Genomic DNA, 14,702 nt, shown 5'->3' on the forward strand with positions numbered 1-14,702 from the left:
TGGCTGAGCTCGTGCCTGCGGTCGTGGCTGAGCTCGTGCCTGCGGTCGTTGCGTTGGCTGGGGCGGCGGCCGGGGCTGCGGCCGGTGCGGCGGTCGGCGTGGATTCGGTACCGCGGGGCTGGTCAGTGGTCACCCGCCCATCCTCTCAGCCCCGCGACCCGGGGCCCCCCGTCAGGCCCGGTCTGGGGCGCACCCGGATCTCTTCCCTACGATGTGCCGGTGACCAGTACCGCGACGCCGCCGCCCAGCCCCGCGGGGGCCCCGCCCGCCTCACCGGCGGGACGCGATGATGAGCCGCCCGTCTGGCTGCGCCGCCTGCGCGCCTTCGGCTACGTGCCGGGCGTCGGCACCTCGCCGCGCGCGGACGTCCGTACCCGCCTGGTGCCCCCGTACGCCAAGCCGTCCCGGCAGCTCTGGATGACCTTCGGCCTGCCCGCGCCGACATGGGGGATCTGGCAGGCCGTCCTGTCGTGGGTGGGGCCGCTGCTGGTGGCACTGGTCGCCGGCGTGCTGCGGTTCGTGCACCTGGGCAGCCCGAAGGCGGTGATATTCGACGAGACGTATTACGCGAAGGACGCCTGGGCCACGGTCAAGCAGGGCTACGAGGCGAGCTGGCCCAAGGACATCGACAAGTCGATCCTCGCCAACCCGGACGGGGTCCCGCTGCCGGTGGACCCGGGCTACGTCGTGCACCCGCCCGTCGGCAAGTGGGTCATCGGGCTCGGCGAGTGGATGTTCGGTTTCACGCCCTTCGGCTGGCGGTTCATGACCGCCGTGCTCGGCACCCTGTCGGTGCTGATGCTGTGCCGGATCGGGCGCCGCCTGTTCCGCTCCACCTTCCTCGGCTGCCTGGCGGGGGCGTTGCTCGCCGTGGACGGCCTGCACCTGGTGATGAGCCGCACCGCGCTGCTCGACCTGGTGCTGATGTTCTTCGTGCTCGCCGCGTTCGGGGCGCTGCTCATCGACCGGGACCGGACCCGGGCCCGGCTCGCCGACGCCCTGCCGGTGGACGAGGAGGGCCGGACGCGGCCCGACGTGAAGATCGCCGAGACGCTGCGGCTGGGCTGGCGGCCGTACCGGATCCTGGCGGGTGTGTGCCTGGGCCTGGCCGCGGGCACGAAGTGGAACGGCTTCGTCGTCCTGGCCTTCTTCGGGGTCCTCACCGTGCTGTGGGACGCGGCCGCACGCCGCACCGCGGGCGCGGGCGCCCCGTACGCGGCGATGCTGCGCCGTGACGCCCTGCCCGCCTTCGTGTCCACGGTCCCGGTCGCGATCGTGACGTACCTGGCCTCGTGGTCGGGGTGGATCCTCAGCCCGGACAACGGCAAGGGCGGCTACCTGCGCGACTGGGCGGCCAAGCACGACCAGGGCAGCGCGCTGTCGTTCCTGCCGGAGTGGCTGCGCAGCCTGTGGCACTACGAGACCGAGGTCTACAAGTTCCACGTGGGGCTGACCTCGGGCCACACCTACGAGTCGAACCCGTGGAGCTGGCTGGTCCTGGGCCGGCCCGTCTCCTACTTCTACGAGTCGCCCGCGCCGGGCACCGACGGTTGCCCGGCGACCGAGACGGGCAAGTGCGCCCGCGAGGTGCTGGCGCTGGGCACCCCGCTGCTGTGGTGGGCGGGCTGTTTCGCGCTGCTGTACGTGCTGTGGCGGTGGTTCTTCCGCCGCGACTGGCGGGCGGGCGCGATCGCGTGCGCGCTGGCGGCGGGTCTGCTGCCCTGGTTCAACTACCAGGAGCGGACGATCTTCTACTTCTACGCGGTGGTCTTCGTCCCGTACCTGTGCCTGGCGGTGGCGATGATGATCGGCGCCCTCCTGGGCCCGGCCGGCTCCTCGGAACGCAGACGGGCCCTGGGCGCGATCGGTGCGGGCGTCGTGGTCCTGCTGATCGTGTGGAACTTCATCTACTTCTGGCCGATCTACACGGGCCAGACCCTCCCGATGGACTCCTGGCGCGGCCGCATGTGGCTGGACACCTGGGTCTAGCAGGCGAAACGACGGGCCCGGCACCTGATGGTGCCGGGCCCGTCGTGGTTGTTAGCGGTGGTCGCTGGCCGTCCTGGGCCGCCCCTCGACGGCCCACAGACGGCCCAACTGCCCAGACAGTCCCTTGTGGAGCTGTCACCCCAACTGGTCGAGCAGACCTCGAACTAGACCGGAGCAGACCCCTCCTAGAGCGGCAAGGAGCACCTCCCATGCTCCGATCTTGCCTCGAGTCAGGCTGCGCTCGCTGTTCCTTCGCTTGGCCACGTGCGACCCCTTGCAGGTGAGTAGTTGCCCCGACGAGCTGCAATCCGAGCTCGTACATCCATTGGGCACCGACCCCAGGAGCACATTGCAGGTCTGGGCCACTCGCTCAACCGCTACGCGCAAAAGGCCTGTTCAGCCCCACGCACTCGTTCTAGGCTTGCCACTTCGGGACAGTCAGTGCCACTTCGTGACACTCAGAACTGGGGAGGACCGTCATGCCGCCACGCGGGGCGAGGGGGGTAGGCATGCCGACGGAGGATGCCGTGCCACGCGGCCCCCACCGTGAGCTACTCACGGAGCTCCATACGTTGTATCGGCTCGCCGGGTATCCCGGACTCCGCAAGATTAGCGACGAAATCACGGACAGCGACAATTTCGACGCAACAGTAAACAGAAATCTCATTTCAAAAATACTAAGCGGCAAGACGAATCCGACCCCGATGCAACTAGACACCCTGGTCCGATATTTCACATCCCTGGGACTAGATGGCGCCAACCCAGCGGAAGAGAGTGCACGCCTAAGGAGCCTATGGTTTCAGGCGCAAGAAGCCGCATCGCCCACTCTATCGCCAACCAAAGCACCCACGTCCTTAAACGAAGCTTTGCACCTGGCAGGCTCCACAGGGTCCCCCGAATCGCTAATTAGAATCTGCACTAACGCCAAACCTGAATTCGTATTGTCGGTTCTCGACGAGCTATCTCGACGTCAATGGGTGGCCTTCCGGAAAGCACTGCGAGACTCACTTGGCGAGACATTCAGCCCCAACAATGTTCCGTCTCTAATCGCGGAAATGCGCCTGACGGGATCTCACCATTGGGGTGGTGATGACATATTGACCACGTTCGCCAAGGTGCGATCGGTCGCCGAGAACGTTGAGCTGATCAGACTCATGGACGCAACTGGGCAGACCGGAGATGTCATATCGATCGTGCATGCTTTCATGGATCGACCCGACGCAGCCGAGATAGCATCCCTGTACGTTTCCATTTTCGAGCTGGGGATATCGCCTTGGGTGTTCGAAGACAACAGAGTCCGTCGCGAAATTGAAACCCAGAAACTAGCGGCAGTCGCGATGGCCTTGGCGGAGGTCGGCCGTTCTGATATTGCGACGCCTGCAGTGCATCATTGGATCCACCCACATACTGACTTCCAGGGGGTGGACCTTGCCCTCGAAATCGAACGCGCCGGACGCGAAGATCAGGCCGGAGTCATACTCAAAGAAGCTCTCCGCAGAGGGAGCATGACTTACGCGTACAGGTATCTAGGCAGCGGCACTATCGCGACAGAAGAGAAGGAAAAATTCACACTTCTGATGCGGCGAATCGGGGAGCCAATCGTAGGTCCAAGACCTTTCGAATCTCAATGATCGGCGGAGTTGGACCCCGAAAGTGGCGCCGGATCGGGAGCCTTGTCCAATAGATTGTGGCCCATGTCAGGCCTAGCCACCCGCTGAGCCAGCCACCCTGAGACGCGCGGTCCGCCATTCACCGCTCCACCCTCCGTCACGGTGCGGACGTGCTTAAAGCCGTGGCGGAGGTAATAGCGCTGCAGCTCCTCGTTCGTCGTCCATGCGTCGAGGCGGAGCCACGAGGCACCCGACCGATACGCCCGGTCAACGGCCCAATCGAGCATCCGCCCGCCAAGGTCCTGTCCGGCATGTGTCCTGGCAACCGTCAGCTTGTTCACGAAGAGCGACGGCTCGGCAAGTTCCTCGCTCAGCCAAAGGCCGTCCTCCGCCTCGGGCGTGAGGGTGATGGTCGCTGCGGTCGTCCCGCCATCACGGACCATGAAGACCGTCCCGGCCTCGATGGTGGCCAGCAGGCGATCTGCCGGGTACGGGCGACGCCACTGGTCTGAGCCGAGTTCACTCAGCCAGGCCGCCGCCTCCTCGCGGAAGGCGAGCAGCTTGGCGAGGTCGTCAGGAGTTGCAGTCTCGATGATCACGGGCGCTCCCCCTCAAGTCGGTCGGGGAGCTCGCCGATCTCGTAGTTCATGCGGTTGAGGTCTCCACGGAACGTGGTGATCGTGCACCGGATGACCTTGTCACCCGCGTATCCCGTGCGGGTCCAGAGCAGCACCGGCACGCCGGCGCTCACGTCCAGGAGTCGCGACTCATCAGGAGTCGGCATGCGCGTGGCGATCTCGTCGAAGTAGCCGACCTGCTCAATCCCAGCGGCCGCCAGGTAGCGGGTCGTGCCCTCCGCGATATCCCCGGGCTCAGCAAGGCGAGGCGCCTCCTTCACAAGCCAGTCGGGGTAGTACGTCGCCTGAGTGGACCACGGCACGTCGTCCACGAAACTAGCGGAATCCGGGCGAGTGAGGGAGCCCCCATTCGACCGGTTCGCCTGACTGTGCATCACGCAGCAGGGGAAACTGATGTGATGGACCAGGGAATGGCCGCGGTCGCCGCCGGCATAGTGGGGCTCCTCGGGGCGGGCATCGGCGGGCTCGCCACCGCCTACGGAGCCAGAATTGGCGCACAGAAGACCATCGAAGCGGCGCGGACTCAGGTGGACCGACAATCGACGGCTGAGCACCGCCATTGGGTACGAGAACAGCGGCGCCAGGCGTACAGCGCCATCATGGAGGCGGACCTCGCCGTCACTGTCGCGCTCGACGATTGCACCATGGAGCTGATCAAGGGGACTCCGCTAACCAACGATGCCGTGAGCAGCATCAAGCGTCAGCTCACGCACTTGGCCACAACTGTTTCCAGAGCGACGTTGTGGGGGCCCGATGACCTGATCGACAAGGCTCAGGACCTAATCCGCGACAGGGCCCGGACCATCGGCCACACAATCGCCTGGTCCATGGTCGTCGAGAGCGGCGACCCCAACGCCGTACAGGCCATAAGGGACGGGATTGCCGGAGAGGAGGCAACCGAGGCCACGCGGGCCACGCGCGCCTTCACTTCAGCCGTCCGGCAGACGCTAGCCGAGCCGACAGCCCATGATCACGGCCCAGAGACGGCCCAGTAGGCCCATGCAGGCACCCCCTAGCGGAAAACGTGCTGGCCAGAGGCTCGAACTGACTGGGCCGAGCGACTTCATCTACTTCTGGCCGATCTACACGGGCCAGACCCTCCCGATGGACTCCTGGCGCGGCCGCATGTGGCTGGACACCTGGGTCTAGCAGGCACGACGAAGGCCGGGACGCTCGTGTGCGTCCCGGCCTTCGTCATGACCCGGGCCCGGCCGGATGTCCCGGTCCGGTAACAGACGTCGCACGGATCCACTGCGCAGCGTAAGGTCCGAGCCAAGGGTTCTTTGAACGTGTTCAGGGGACCGTGGACCGGGGGATGGGGATGAAGTGAACGGGGCAGCGAAAGGCGCCGTCATCGGCGGGGTGTTTCTGGCGATGCTCGGCGGTGCCGGGTACGGGGTGTACGCCCTGGTCGGGGGCGCGGGCGGCGACGCGAAGGACGGCGAGAGCTCCACCCAGGCGGAGAAGGGCAGCGGGCCGGTCAGCGCCAAGGAGACCGCCGCGACCGCCAAGGCCTTCCTGGCCGCGTGGGCGGCCGGGGAAGCGGGGGTGGCCGCCGAACTGACCAACAACAACGCGGCCGCGCTGGCCGCGGTGGGGGAATTCAAGACCAAGGCGTACGTGTCGAAGGCCGTCATCACCCCCGGCGCGCCGAACGGCACCACCGTGCCCTTCAAGGTCGAGGCGGAGATCACGTACGAGGGCACGACCAAGCCGCTCGCCTACGACTCCCAGCTGACCGTCGTACGCGGCCTGACCAGCGGAAAGCCGCTCGTCGACTGGCAGCCCTCGGTGATCCACCCGCAGCTCCAGAAGGACGAGAGGCTACGGGCGGGCACCCCGGCGAACCCGCCGGTCAAGGCGCTCGACCGCAACGGCAAGGAGCTGACGGCCGAGCAGTACCCGTCGCTGCGCGCCATCCTGGACGACCTGCGCAAGGCGTACGGGGAGAAGGCGGGCGGCGCCAAGGGCGCGGAGGTGTGGATCGAGCCCGCCGCCCAGGACGCGCCCCGGCGGACCCTGCTCACGCTGGCCGAGGGCCGGCCCGGGCAGATCCAGACGGTGCTGGACACCGAGGTGCAGGCCGCGGCGGAGAAGGCGGTGGCCAAGCACGCCGAGGCCTCCGTGGTCGCGGTCAAGCCGAGCACCGGCGAGATCCTGGCGGTGGCCAACCACCGCAAGGACGGCTTCAACGCGGCGATGAAGGGTGGCCGCGCCCCGGGGTCGACGATGAAGATCGTGACGGGGGCCATGCTGATCGAGAAGGGCCTGGTGTCGGCGGACAAGCCGGCGTCCTGCCCGGCGACCGCCACGTGGGAGGGCAAGGCCTTCCACAACCTGAACCACTTCGCGTCGGAGGGCGAGCCCTTCGCGTCGAGCTTCGCCAAGTCCTGCAACACCGCCTTCATCAGCCTGATCGACGAGGTGAACGACAACAGCGCGCTGCCGCGGGAGGCCAAGGAGGTCTTCGGGATCGGGCTCGACTGGAAGACCGGGGTGGTCTCCGTGGACGGGTCGGTCCCGGAGGTCTCGGGGGCGGGCGCGGCCGCCGCGTACATCGGCCAGGGCACGATCACCATGAACCCGCTGAACGTGGCCTCGATCACGGCGACCGCCCGGACGGGGGTGTTCCGTCAGCCGGTGATCGTGAAGGCCTCGCTGGACGGGCGCACACTCGCCACCGCCTCGCGCTCCTTAAAGCCGGGGGTTTCGGCGCAGCTGGTCAAGATGATGAAGCTGACGGCGACCAGCGGCACCGGCCGTGAGGCGATGGCCGCGGTCGGCGGCTCGGACAAGGGCGCGAAGACCGGCTCCGCGGAGGTCGACGGCGCGGGCAGCCCGGACAGCTGGTTCACCGGCTTCAGCGGCGACGTGGCCGCGGCGGCCATGGTCGAGGGCGGCGGCCACGGCGGCGAGACGGCGGGCCCGATCGTCGCGGAGGTCCTGAACGCGGGCTGACCCACCACACGGCCTCAGGCCGTCTCTTCCGGATCTTGCCGGGCGAGACGGCCTAGTCCAGCGCGGACCGCAGGGCCCGTACCAGCGCCTGGGCGCGGGGGTCGGCCGTCACCGACTTGGCCAGGGCGTTGGTCACGTAGCCGAAGCCGATGCCCGCCTGCGGGTCCGCGAAGGCGAGGGAGCCGCCGCGGCCCGGGTGTCCGAAGGAGGCCGGTGACAGGAGCGGGGAGGCCGGGCCGTGCAGCATGTAGCCGGGGCCGAAGCGGGTGTTCACGACCAGCACCCGGTCGGGGCCGGCGGACAGCTCGCGGCCGGCGAGGGCGGTGGTCTCCGGGGTGAAGATCCGCGCGCCGTCCTCCACCACGCCGATCGTGGCCCCGTAGAAGCGGGCCAGGGCGCGGGCCGTGCCGATGCCCGCCGAGGCGGGGAGCTCGGCGGCGCGGTAGGCGGGGGCGTTCTCGTCGGGCATCGGGTCGATGGCCGCGAACGCGCGGCGGGTGAGGGAGTGGGGGTCGGCGTAGGCCTCGGAGACGTTGCGCCGCGGCCGGGTCTTCAGCAGGCCCGCGCCGGCGGGCGGGTCGACCGGGGCCACCCGGCCCACCCGGTGGGCCTCGTCCTGCGGCAGGCCGATCCAGAAGTCCAGGCCCAGCGGCTCGGCGATCTCCTCCGCCAGGACGGAACCCAGTGTGCGGCCGGTCGCCCGCAGCACCAGCTCGGACAGCAGCCAGCTGTAGGTCTGCGCGTGGTAGCCGTGTTCGCTGCCCGGCTCCCAGAAGGGATGCTGCGCGGCGACCGCGCGCGCCCCGGACACCCCGTCCGCGGCCTCGGCGGCGGTCAGCCCCCGGTCCAGGGCCGGGACGCCCGCGCGGTGGGCGAGCAGGTCGCGGACCAGGACCTTGTCCTTGCCGCCCGTCGTGAACTCCGGCCAGTACGAGCCCACCGGCGCGGCCAGGTCGAGCAGCCCGCGCTGGTGCAGCAGCAGCGGCACGGCGGCGGCCACGCCCTTGGTCGCGGAGCGGACGACCTGGGCGGTGTCCTCGGTCCAGGGCTCGCCGCCGTCGGCGTCCTTCGTGCCGGCCCACAGGTCGACGACCTTGCGGCCGTCCCGGTACACGGCGACGGCCGCGCCCCGGTCCCCGAGCACGTCGAAATTGCGTACGAACGCGTCCCTGACGGGCTCGAAGCCCTCCGCCACCACACCCTGGATGTCCACGAGCAGTGCAACCACCGACGACCGGTGCTTATGCCACCAGGGCTTATGCCACCGCCACCGAGCGGGGGTCGAAGCCGAAGGGGAGCTCCAGCCGGTGCGCCCGCATCAGCTTCTCGTCGCACAGGAGGTCCTGCGTGCGGCCGTCCGCCGCGATGACCCCCTCGCTGAGGATCACCGAGCGCGGGCACAGCTCCAGCGCGTACGGCAGGTCGTGCGTCACCATCAGCACCGTCACGTCGAGCGAGCGCAGGATGTCCGCGAGCTCGCGGCGCGACGCCGGGTCCAGGTTCGACGAGGGCTCGTCGAGGACCAGGATCTCGGGCCGCATGGCCAGGACGGTCGCCACCGCGACGCGGCGGCGCTGCCCGAAGGACAGGTGGTGGGGCGGCCGGTCGGCGAACTGCGCCATGCCGACCTGGTCCAGGGCGGCGCGCACCCGCTCCTCCAGCTCCGCGCCGCGCAGGCCGGCCGCCGCCGGTCCGAAGGCCACGTCCTCGCGCACGGTCGGCATGAACAGCTGGTCGTCGGGGTCCTGGAAGACGATCCCGACCCGGCGGCGGACCTCGGCGAAGTTCCGCTTCTCCACCGGCAGACCGGCCACGCTCACCGAGCCGACGCCGCCGGTGAGGATGCCGTTGAGGTGCAGGACGAGGGTGGTCTTGCCGGCGCCGTTGGGGCCGAGGAGGGCGACGCGCTCGCCGCGCCCGACGGTGAGGTCCACCCCGAAGAGGGCCTGGTGGCCGTCGGGATAGGCGTAGGCGAGGCCCGACACCTCAAGGGAGGGCGCCTGCGAAGGGGTGGCGGACGCGGAAGGGGCGGAGGGGGAAGCGTTCACAGGGTCCAGCCCATCAGACAGACGGCCAGGGCCGTCAACGGGAGTACGGCCGCGTACGCCCACTGGGCGCGCGTGGCCGTGACGTCGTCGATCACCGGCATCGAGCCGGCGTAGCCGCGGCTGACCATCGCGAGGTAGACCCGCTCGCCGCGCTCGTAGGAGCGGATGAACAGCGCGCCGGCCGTCTTGGCCAGCACCCCCCAGTGCCGGATCCCGCTGGCCTCGAATCCGCGCGAGCGGCGGGCGATGGACATGCGGCGCAGCTCGTCGCTGATCACGTCGCCGTAACGGATCATGAAGGTCGCGATCTGCACGAGCAGCGGGGGCAGCCGCAGCCGTTGGAGGCCGAGGAGCAGGGACCGCAGTTCGGTCGTCGAGGCGAGCAGGACGGAGGCGGCCACGCCGAGGGTTCCTTTGGCGAGGACGTTCCAGGCGCCCCACAGGCCGGAGACGCTGAGCGACATGCCGAGCACCTCCACCCGCTCGCCCTGCGCCACGAAGGGCATGAGCACGGCGAAGGCGACGAAGGGCACCTCGATCAGCAGCCGCCGCAGCAGGAAGCCGGCCGGGATCCGGGCCGCCGCCGCGGTCCCCGCGAGGAGGACGGCGTACAGGCCGAAGGCCCACACCGCCTCGCGCGGTGTGGACACGACGACCAGGACGAACGCGAAGGTCGCGGCGAGCTTGCAGTGCGGCGGCAGCTCGTGGACCGGCGAATGGCCGTGCCGGTAGAGCTTGTGGGCGTGTCCCGCTCCCATCTCAGACGGCCGAGGGCTCGGCGCCGGTGGCGTCGGCGGCGTTGGCGCGACGGCGCACGACCCAGAAGACGCCGGTGCCGACGGCGACGGTCGCCCCGACGCCCAGGGCGCCCGCGAGGCCGCCGGAGAGACGGGCGTCGGCGACGTCCTTCACGGCGTAGTCGGCGAGCGGGGAGTCCTTCGCCGCGTGCTCCTCGACCTTCTGGTCGATGCCCTGGTCGGCGGCGACCTTCTCCAGACCGTCGGGGCTGGCGGAGGCGTAGAAGGACACGAACCCGGCGAGGACGAGCGCGGTGACCAGGCCGGTGGCCCACACCGCCGTGGTGGAGCGGGCGGCCACCGGGGAGGCGGCGGGCGCGGGGGCGTCGACCAGCTCGCCGCCGATGCGCAGCTTCAGCCGGGTGGTCAGCCCGCGGGCCCCGTGGACCAGGTCGGGGCGTACGGCGATCACGGCGCCGACGGTGGCCGCGGTGATGGCGGCTTCGCCGATGCCGATGAGCACGTGCACGCCGACCATGGCGGTGAGCACCTTGCCGAGGGGCACGTCGGTGGTGCCGCCGACGGCGTAGACGGCGGTGAACGCGGCGGCCGCGCCCGGCACCGAGAGCAGGGCTCCGGCGAAGGCGGCGACGGTCACCGAGCGGCGGCCGGCCGGCAGCACCTTGAGCAGCCCGCGGAAGACGCCGTAGGCGATGACGACGGTGACGACGCCCATGACGGTGATGTTCACCCCGAGGGCGGTCAGCCCGCCGTCCGCGAAGAGGATGCCCTGCATGAGCAGGACGACGGACACGCAGAGCACACCCGTGTAGGGGCCGACGAGTATGGCGGCGAGCGCCCCGCCCAGCAGGTGGCCGCTGGTGCCGGCGGCGACGGGGAAGTTCAGCATCTGGACGGCGAAGATGAAGGCGGCGACGAGGCCGGCGAGGGGTGCGGTCCGCTCTCCCCCGGGGCCGCCGGCCTGGGAGAGGCCGCCGAGCTCCCGTCGGGCGCCGCGCAGGCTCACGGCCACCGCGGCCGCGGCGACCACTCCGGCGGCCACCGAGACGGGTGTGTTGATGAATCCGTCGGGCACATGCATGGAGTGACTCCGCTTCTCACTGTCTTGAACCGTTCAAGAGTAGTGCCCTGTTGCAAATCGTTGGCAAGAGCGTCTACGTGACAAATAGTTCCGTGCGGTTTCGTCGGAATGTGCGAGGCTGGAGGACAAACGGGCGCATATGTTCCGAATTGAGGAGTCTTGTCGTGTCAGCCACCGCCGAGAATCCCGCCGCGAGCGCGACGGCGACCGCGACCTCCACCACGCTCACGCCTGCGACCGCGACGGCCGTCGAGGAGCGCGTGACCGCGCGCGTGATCAGCGACGACCCCCTCTACCGCAAGGTTCCGGTGGCCCTGCGCTTCGCCGAGGCCGAGCCGCTGGCCGTGCGGATCGTCTTCCCCGCGGACCTGTCCCCCGAGGGCACCGACAACGAGTGGGTCCTGCCCCGCGCGCTGCTGGAGGCGGGTCTCCAGGCCCCGACCGGAACCGGGGACGTACGCGTCTGGCCCTGCGGCCGCGTCCAGGCCGTCGTGGAGTTCCACTCGCCCGAGGGCGTCGCCGTGGTGCAGTTCGACAGCGTGGCCCTGCGCCGCTTCCTGCGCCGCACCTACGCCGCCCCCGCCACCCGTTAGGCCCAACGCGCCGCCGCGGAACGCAACGAAACGCACCCGGCCCCGTACCGCCTGGTGATCAGACGGTACGGGGCCGGGGTGTCAGCCGTCCGGGACGAGGTCAGGCGTTGACCAGCTCGCGGTCCTTGCCCGGGCCCTCCGCGGCCTTCGGGGACTCCCCGAGGTGCTTGCGCAGGCTCTCGCCCTCCACGTCCACGTTCGGCAGCAGCCGGTCCAGCCACTTCGGCAGCCACCAGGCCTTGTGCCCGAGCAGCGCCAGTACCGCCGGGACGATGGCCATGCGGACCACGAAGGCGTCGAAGAACACGGCGACGGCCAGACCGAAGCCGATCATCTTGATCATCTGGTCGGTGGCCCCGAGGAAGCCCGCGAACACCGCGATCATGATCACGGCGGCGGCCACGACGACCCGCGCGCTGTAGCGGAAGCCGGTCACCACGGCCTGGCCCGGGCGCTCGCCGTGGACGTACGCCTCACGCATACGGGTGACGAGGAAGACCTCGTAGTCCATGGCCAGACCGAAGACGACGCCCACCATGAAGATCGGCATCATCGACATGATCGGGCCGGTCTGCTCCACCCCGAAGAGCGAACCGAGCCAGCCCCACTGGAAGACCGCGACCACCGCGCCGAGGGCGGCGACGACCGAGAGCAGGAAGCCGAGGGCCGCCTTGAGCGGGACCAGGATCGAGCGGAAGACCAGCATCAGCAGCAGGAAGGCCAGGCCGACGACGAGCGCCAGATAGGGCAGCAGCGCGTCGTTCATCTTCTGCGTGAAGTCGATCTCCATCGCGGTGGCTCCGGTGACGAGGACGTCGTCCCCGCTGCCGTCGCGGATCTCCTGGACCAGGTCCTTGGTCTGCGTGGAGATCCCGCGCTCCTTGGGGATGACGGTGATCACCGCGGCGTCGCCGGCCTCGTTGAGGCTCGGCGGGGTGACCGCGACCACGCCGTCCAGACCCTTGATCCGGTCGACGGTCTTGTCGGCGAGCGCCTTGTCCCCGTCGACGACCACCATCAGCGGCCCGTTGAAGCCCGGACCGAAGCCCTCGGACAGCAGTTCGTACGCCTGGCGCTGGGTGGTGGAGACCGGCAGGGAGCCGTCGTCCGGCAGCGCCATCTCCAGCTTGCTCGCCGGTACGGCGATGATCCCGAGGCCGATCACACCGGCGAGGAGCACCATGACCGGGCGGCGCAGCACGAAGCGGGCCCATCGGGTACCGCCGTTGGGCTTCTCCTCGGCGCCGGCGGCGGCCTTGCGGGCGCCCTTGCCGAAGAGCCTGCTCTTCTGGCCGGCGGGCAGGACCTTCTTGCCGGCGAATCCGAGGATGGCCGGGACGAGGGTCAGGGCGACGAGCACGGCGACGACCACGGTGCCGGCGGCCGCGAAGCCCATCTTGGTCAGCATCGGGATGTTGACGACGGCGAGGCCCACGAGGGCGATGACGACGGTCAGACCGGCGAAGACGACGGCGGAACCAGCAGTTCCGGCCGCCCGGCCGGCGGCTTCGTCCCGCTCACGGCCCTCGGCGAGCTCCGCGCGGTAGCGGGAGACGATGAAGAGCGCGTAGTCGATGCCGACCGCGAGGCCGATCATCATCGCGAGCGTGGAGGTGGTGGTGCCGAGGTCCAGCACGTTGGCGAGCGCGGTGATGGAGGAGACGCCGATGCCGACGCCGATCAGCGCGGTCAGCAGCGGCAGACCGGCCGCGATCAGCGAGCCGAAGGTGATCACCAGGACGATCGCGGCGACCGCGATGCCGATGATCTCCCCGGAGCCGGTCTCGGGGGCCGTCATCAGCGCGTCGCCGCCGATCTGGACGTTCAGGCCCGCGGCCTTGGCCTGCGTGCCGGAGTCCTTGAGCGCGTCGCGGGTGACGTCCTTCAGCTCCATGCCGCTGACGTCGTACTTGGCGCTGATGTAGGTGGTGGAGCCGTCCTGGCTCACCGCCTGCGTCTCGTACGGGTCGGTGACCGAGGAGACCTGCTCCGCGCCCGGTCCGGACTTCAGCGCGGCCACGATCTTCTGGACCTCGGCCTTGGGGCCGGGGTCGGTGACCTTGGCGCCCTCGGGGGCCTTGACGACGATGCGGGCGGTGGCGCCGTCGGCGGCCAGGCCCGGGAAGCGCTGGTCCAGCAGGTCGAAGGCCTTCTGGGCCTCCGTGCCGGGTATCGAGAACGAGCCGGAGGTGGGCGCGGACGCCGTGGCCGCGCCGAAGACGGCGGCGAAGAGCAGCAGCACCCAGGCCAGGGCGACGAGCCCGCGGCGCCTGAAGGCGCCCTTGCCGATGCGATAGAGGAAGGTAGCCACGTCGGTGGTTCTCCCGTTCAGGTCGTGGGATGGATCCCGGGGGATCAGGGCGTGAAAAGCCGGCCCGACGACGAGAGCGGCGTGTCAGGAGCAGCAGGCGGGGAAGGGACGGGGACGGGACGGATCAGACGCCGAGGGCGGGGAAGACCACAGCGTCGATGAAGTCACCGAGGAACGCCCGGTCCACCGGGCGGTCCTCGATCAGCGGGAGCGCGATGAACGCCCCGATGAGCATGTGCGGTACGAAATCCAGGGCCGGGCACCCGGGAGCGATCTCACCGCGGTCCACCGCGCGCTGCAGCATCACCTGCAGCCCGGTGATCTCCGGGTCGACCAACAGGTCCCGCAGTGCCCGGTGGAGCTCCGGGCTCTCGTGGACCGCATGGGCCAGACCCCGCATCAGCGCGGTGTCCTTGGCCATCTGCGCGTCGTCCGAGTGCTCCACCATGAGCGCGAAGTCACCGCGGAGGCTGCCCGTGTCGATCTCCCGCAGCGAGACGGGCTGCGTACATCGAAGGGCCTTGGCGACCAGCTCCGGCTTGCTCCCCCACTGGCGGTAGAGGGTGGCCTTGCTGGATTTCGTACGGGCGGCGACCGCGTCCATGGTCAGCGCCTCGTAGCCGACGTCACGCAGCAGGTCGAGGACCGCCTCGTGCAGTTCGGCCTGACGTTCGGGGGTGATCCGGCTGCGCCGGGCCGCCATCGCCTCGGTCATC

At 69.8% G+C, this 14,702-nt stretch carries 13 protein-coding genes and 1 pseudogene; 6 read left to right on the forward strand and 8 right to left on the reverse strand.

From position 1 onward, the window contains the following. Nucleotides 1-219: 219 nt before the first annotated feature. Both AC07DU_RS06935 and AC07DU_RS06940 read left to right on the forward strand, forming a co-directional pair. Nucleotides 220-1,989: a dolichyl-phosphate-mannose--protein mannosyltransferase gene (locus AC07DU_RS06935; RefSeq protein ID WP_479110025.1), complete on the forward strand. Its 1,770-nt coding sequence runs from the start codon at nt 220-222 to the stop codon at nt 1,987-1,989. 1,097 nt (nt 1,990-3,086) lie between these two features. Further along, complete coding sequence (locus AC07DU_RS06940) at nt 3,087-3,620, forward strand: hypothetical protein (RefSeq protein WP_479110027.1); 534 nt, start codon at nt 3,087-3,089, stop codon at nt 3,618-3,620. On the opposite strand, the gene AC07DU_RS06945 is transcribed toward AC07DU_RS06940, so the two are convergent. Together AC07DU_RS06945 and AC07DU_RS06950 are read right to left on the reverse strand one after the other, a co-directional pair. Then, on the reverse strand, nt 3,614-4,198 hold the full coding sequence (locus tag AC07DU_RS06945) for a GNAT family N-acetyltransferase (RefSeq protein ID WP_479110029.1): 585 nt from the start codon (nt 4,196-4,198) through the stop codon (nt 3,614-3,616). The two genes, AC07DU_RS06940 and AC07DU_RS06945, sit on opposite strands and share 7 nt — an antisense overlap. Then, nucleotides 4,195-4,551: pseudogene (locus tag AC07DU_RS06950) on the reverse strand (UTRA domain-containing protein); the annotation flags it as partial. The gene AC07DU_RS06945 and the pseudogene AC07DU_RS06950, both read right to left, overlap by 4 nt. A gap of 84 nt (nt 4,552-4,635) precedes the next feature. Here AC07DU_RS06950 and AC07DU_RS06955 point away from each other — a divergent pair. The 3 genes from AC07DU_RS06955 to AC07DU_RS06965 all read left to right on the forward strand — a co-directional run bounded on the left by AC07DU_RS06955 (nt 4,636) and on the right by AC07DU_RS06965 (nt 7,195). Beyond that, entirely contained in the window at nt 4,636-5,232 is a 597-nt protein-coding gene (locus tag AC07DU_RS06955; RefSeq protein ID WP_479110031.1) for a hypothetical protein, read from the forward strand. A gap of 4 nt (nt 5,233-5,236) precedes the next feature. After that, complete coding sequence (locus AC07DU_RS06960; protein ID WP_469151420.1) at nt 5,237-5,386, forward strand: hypothetical protein; 150 nt, start codon at nt 5,237-5,239, stop codon at nt 5,384-5,386. Nucleotides 5,387-5,563: 177 nt separating this feature from the next. Next, nucleotides 5,564-7,195: a penicillin-binding transpeptidase domain-containing protein gene (locus AC07DU_RS06965; protein WP_479110033.1), complete on the forward strand. Its 1,632-nt coding sequence runs from the start codon at nt 5,564-5,566 to the stop codon at nt 7,193-7,195. Nucleotides 7,196-7,247: 52 nt separating this feature from the next. On the opposite strand, the gene AC07DU_RS06970 is transcribed toward AC07DU_RS06965, so the two are convergent. The 4 genes from AC07DU_RS06970 to AC07DU_RS06985 are packed head-to-tail and all read right to left on the reverse strand — an operon-like array spanning nt 7,248 to nt 11,082. Further along, on the reverse strand, nt 7,248-8,414 hold the full coding sequence (locus AC07DU_RS06970) for a serine hydrolase domain-containing protein (protein WP_479029038.1): 1,167 nt from the start codon (nt 8,412-8,414) through the stop codon (nt 7,248-7,250). 37 nt (nt 8,415-8,451) lie between these two features. Then, on the reverse strand, nt 8,452-9,243 hold the full coding sequence (locus AC07DU_RS06975; protein WP_360891411.1) for an energy-coupling factor ABC transporter ATP-binding protein: 792 nt from the start codon (nt 9,241-9,243) through the stop codon (nt 8,452-8,454). After that, on the reverse strand, nt 9,240-10,001 hold the full coding sequence (gene cbiQ, locus AC07DU_RS06980) for a cobalt ECF transporter T component CbiQ (RefSeq protein WP_453372875.1): 762 nt from the start codon (nt 9,999-10,001) through the stop codon (nt 9,240-9,242). Before cbiQ ends, AC07DU_RS06975 begins: the two co-directional genes overlap by 4 nt. Before the next feature lies 1 nt (nt 10,002). After that, nucleotides 10,003-11,082, reverse strand: coding sequence for an energy-coupling factor ABC transporter permease (locus AC07DU_RS06985; protein WP_479110035.1), 1,080 nt, complete (start codon nt 11,080-11,082; stop codon nt 10,003-10,005). A gap of 164 nt (nt 11,083-11,246) precedes the next feature. Between AC07DU_RS06985 and AC07DU_RS06990 the strand changes: the two genes are divergently transcribed. Then, complete coding sequence (locus AC07DU_RS06990) at nt 11,247-11,675, forward strand: SsgA family sporulation/cell division regulator (protein ID WP_479110037.1); 429 nt, start codon at nt 11,247-11,249, stop codon at nt 11,673-11,675. 100 nt (nt 11,676-11,775) lie between these two features. Here AC07DU_RS06990 and AC07DU_RS06995 read toward each other — a convergent pair whose 3' ends face one another. Together AC07DU_RS06995 and AC07DU_RS07000 are read right to left on the reverse strand one after the other, a co-directional pair. After that, entirely contained in the window at nt 11,776-13,986 is a 2,211-nt protein-coding gene (locus AC07DU_RS06995) for an MMPL family transporter (RefSeq protein WP_479110039.1), read from the reverse strand. A gap of 124 nt (nt 13,987-14,110) precedes the next feature. After that, entirely contained in the window at nt 14,111-14,701 is a 591-nt protein-coding gene (locus AC07DU_RS07000; RefSeq protein WP_479028506.1) for a TetR/AcrR family transcriptional regulator, read from the reverse strand. Nucleotide 14,702 lies beyond the last annotated feature (1 nt).

It is taken from the genome of Streptomyces sp. NPDC045695 (assembly GCF_056432025.1).

Bases quoted from the DNA above. Each gene is read 5' to 3' on its own strand.
- AC07DU_RS06955 (WP_479110031.1), top strand. From the start codon at position 4,636: ATGGACCAGGGAATGGCCGCGGTCGCCGCCGGCATAGTGGGGCTCCTC.
- AC07DU_RS06960 (WP_469151420.1), top strand. From the start codon at position 5,237: ATGCAGGCACCCCCTAGCGGAAAACGTGCTGGCCAGAGGCTCGAACTG.
- cbiQ (WP_453372875.1), bottom strand. From the start codon at position 10,001: ATGGGAGCGGGACACGCCCACAAGCTCTACCGGCACGGCCATTCGCCG.
- AC07DU_RS06985 (WP_479110035.1), bottom strand. From the start codon at position 11,082: ATGCATGTGCCCGACGGATTCATCAACACACCCGTCTCGGTGGCCGCC.
- AC07DU_RS07000 (WP_479028506.1), bottom strand. From the start codon at position 14,701: ATGACCGAGGCGATGGCGGCCCGGCGCAGCCGGATCACCCCCGAACGT.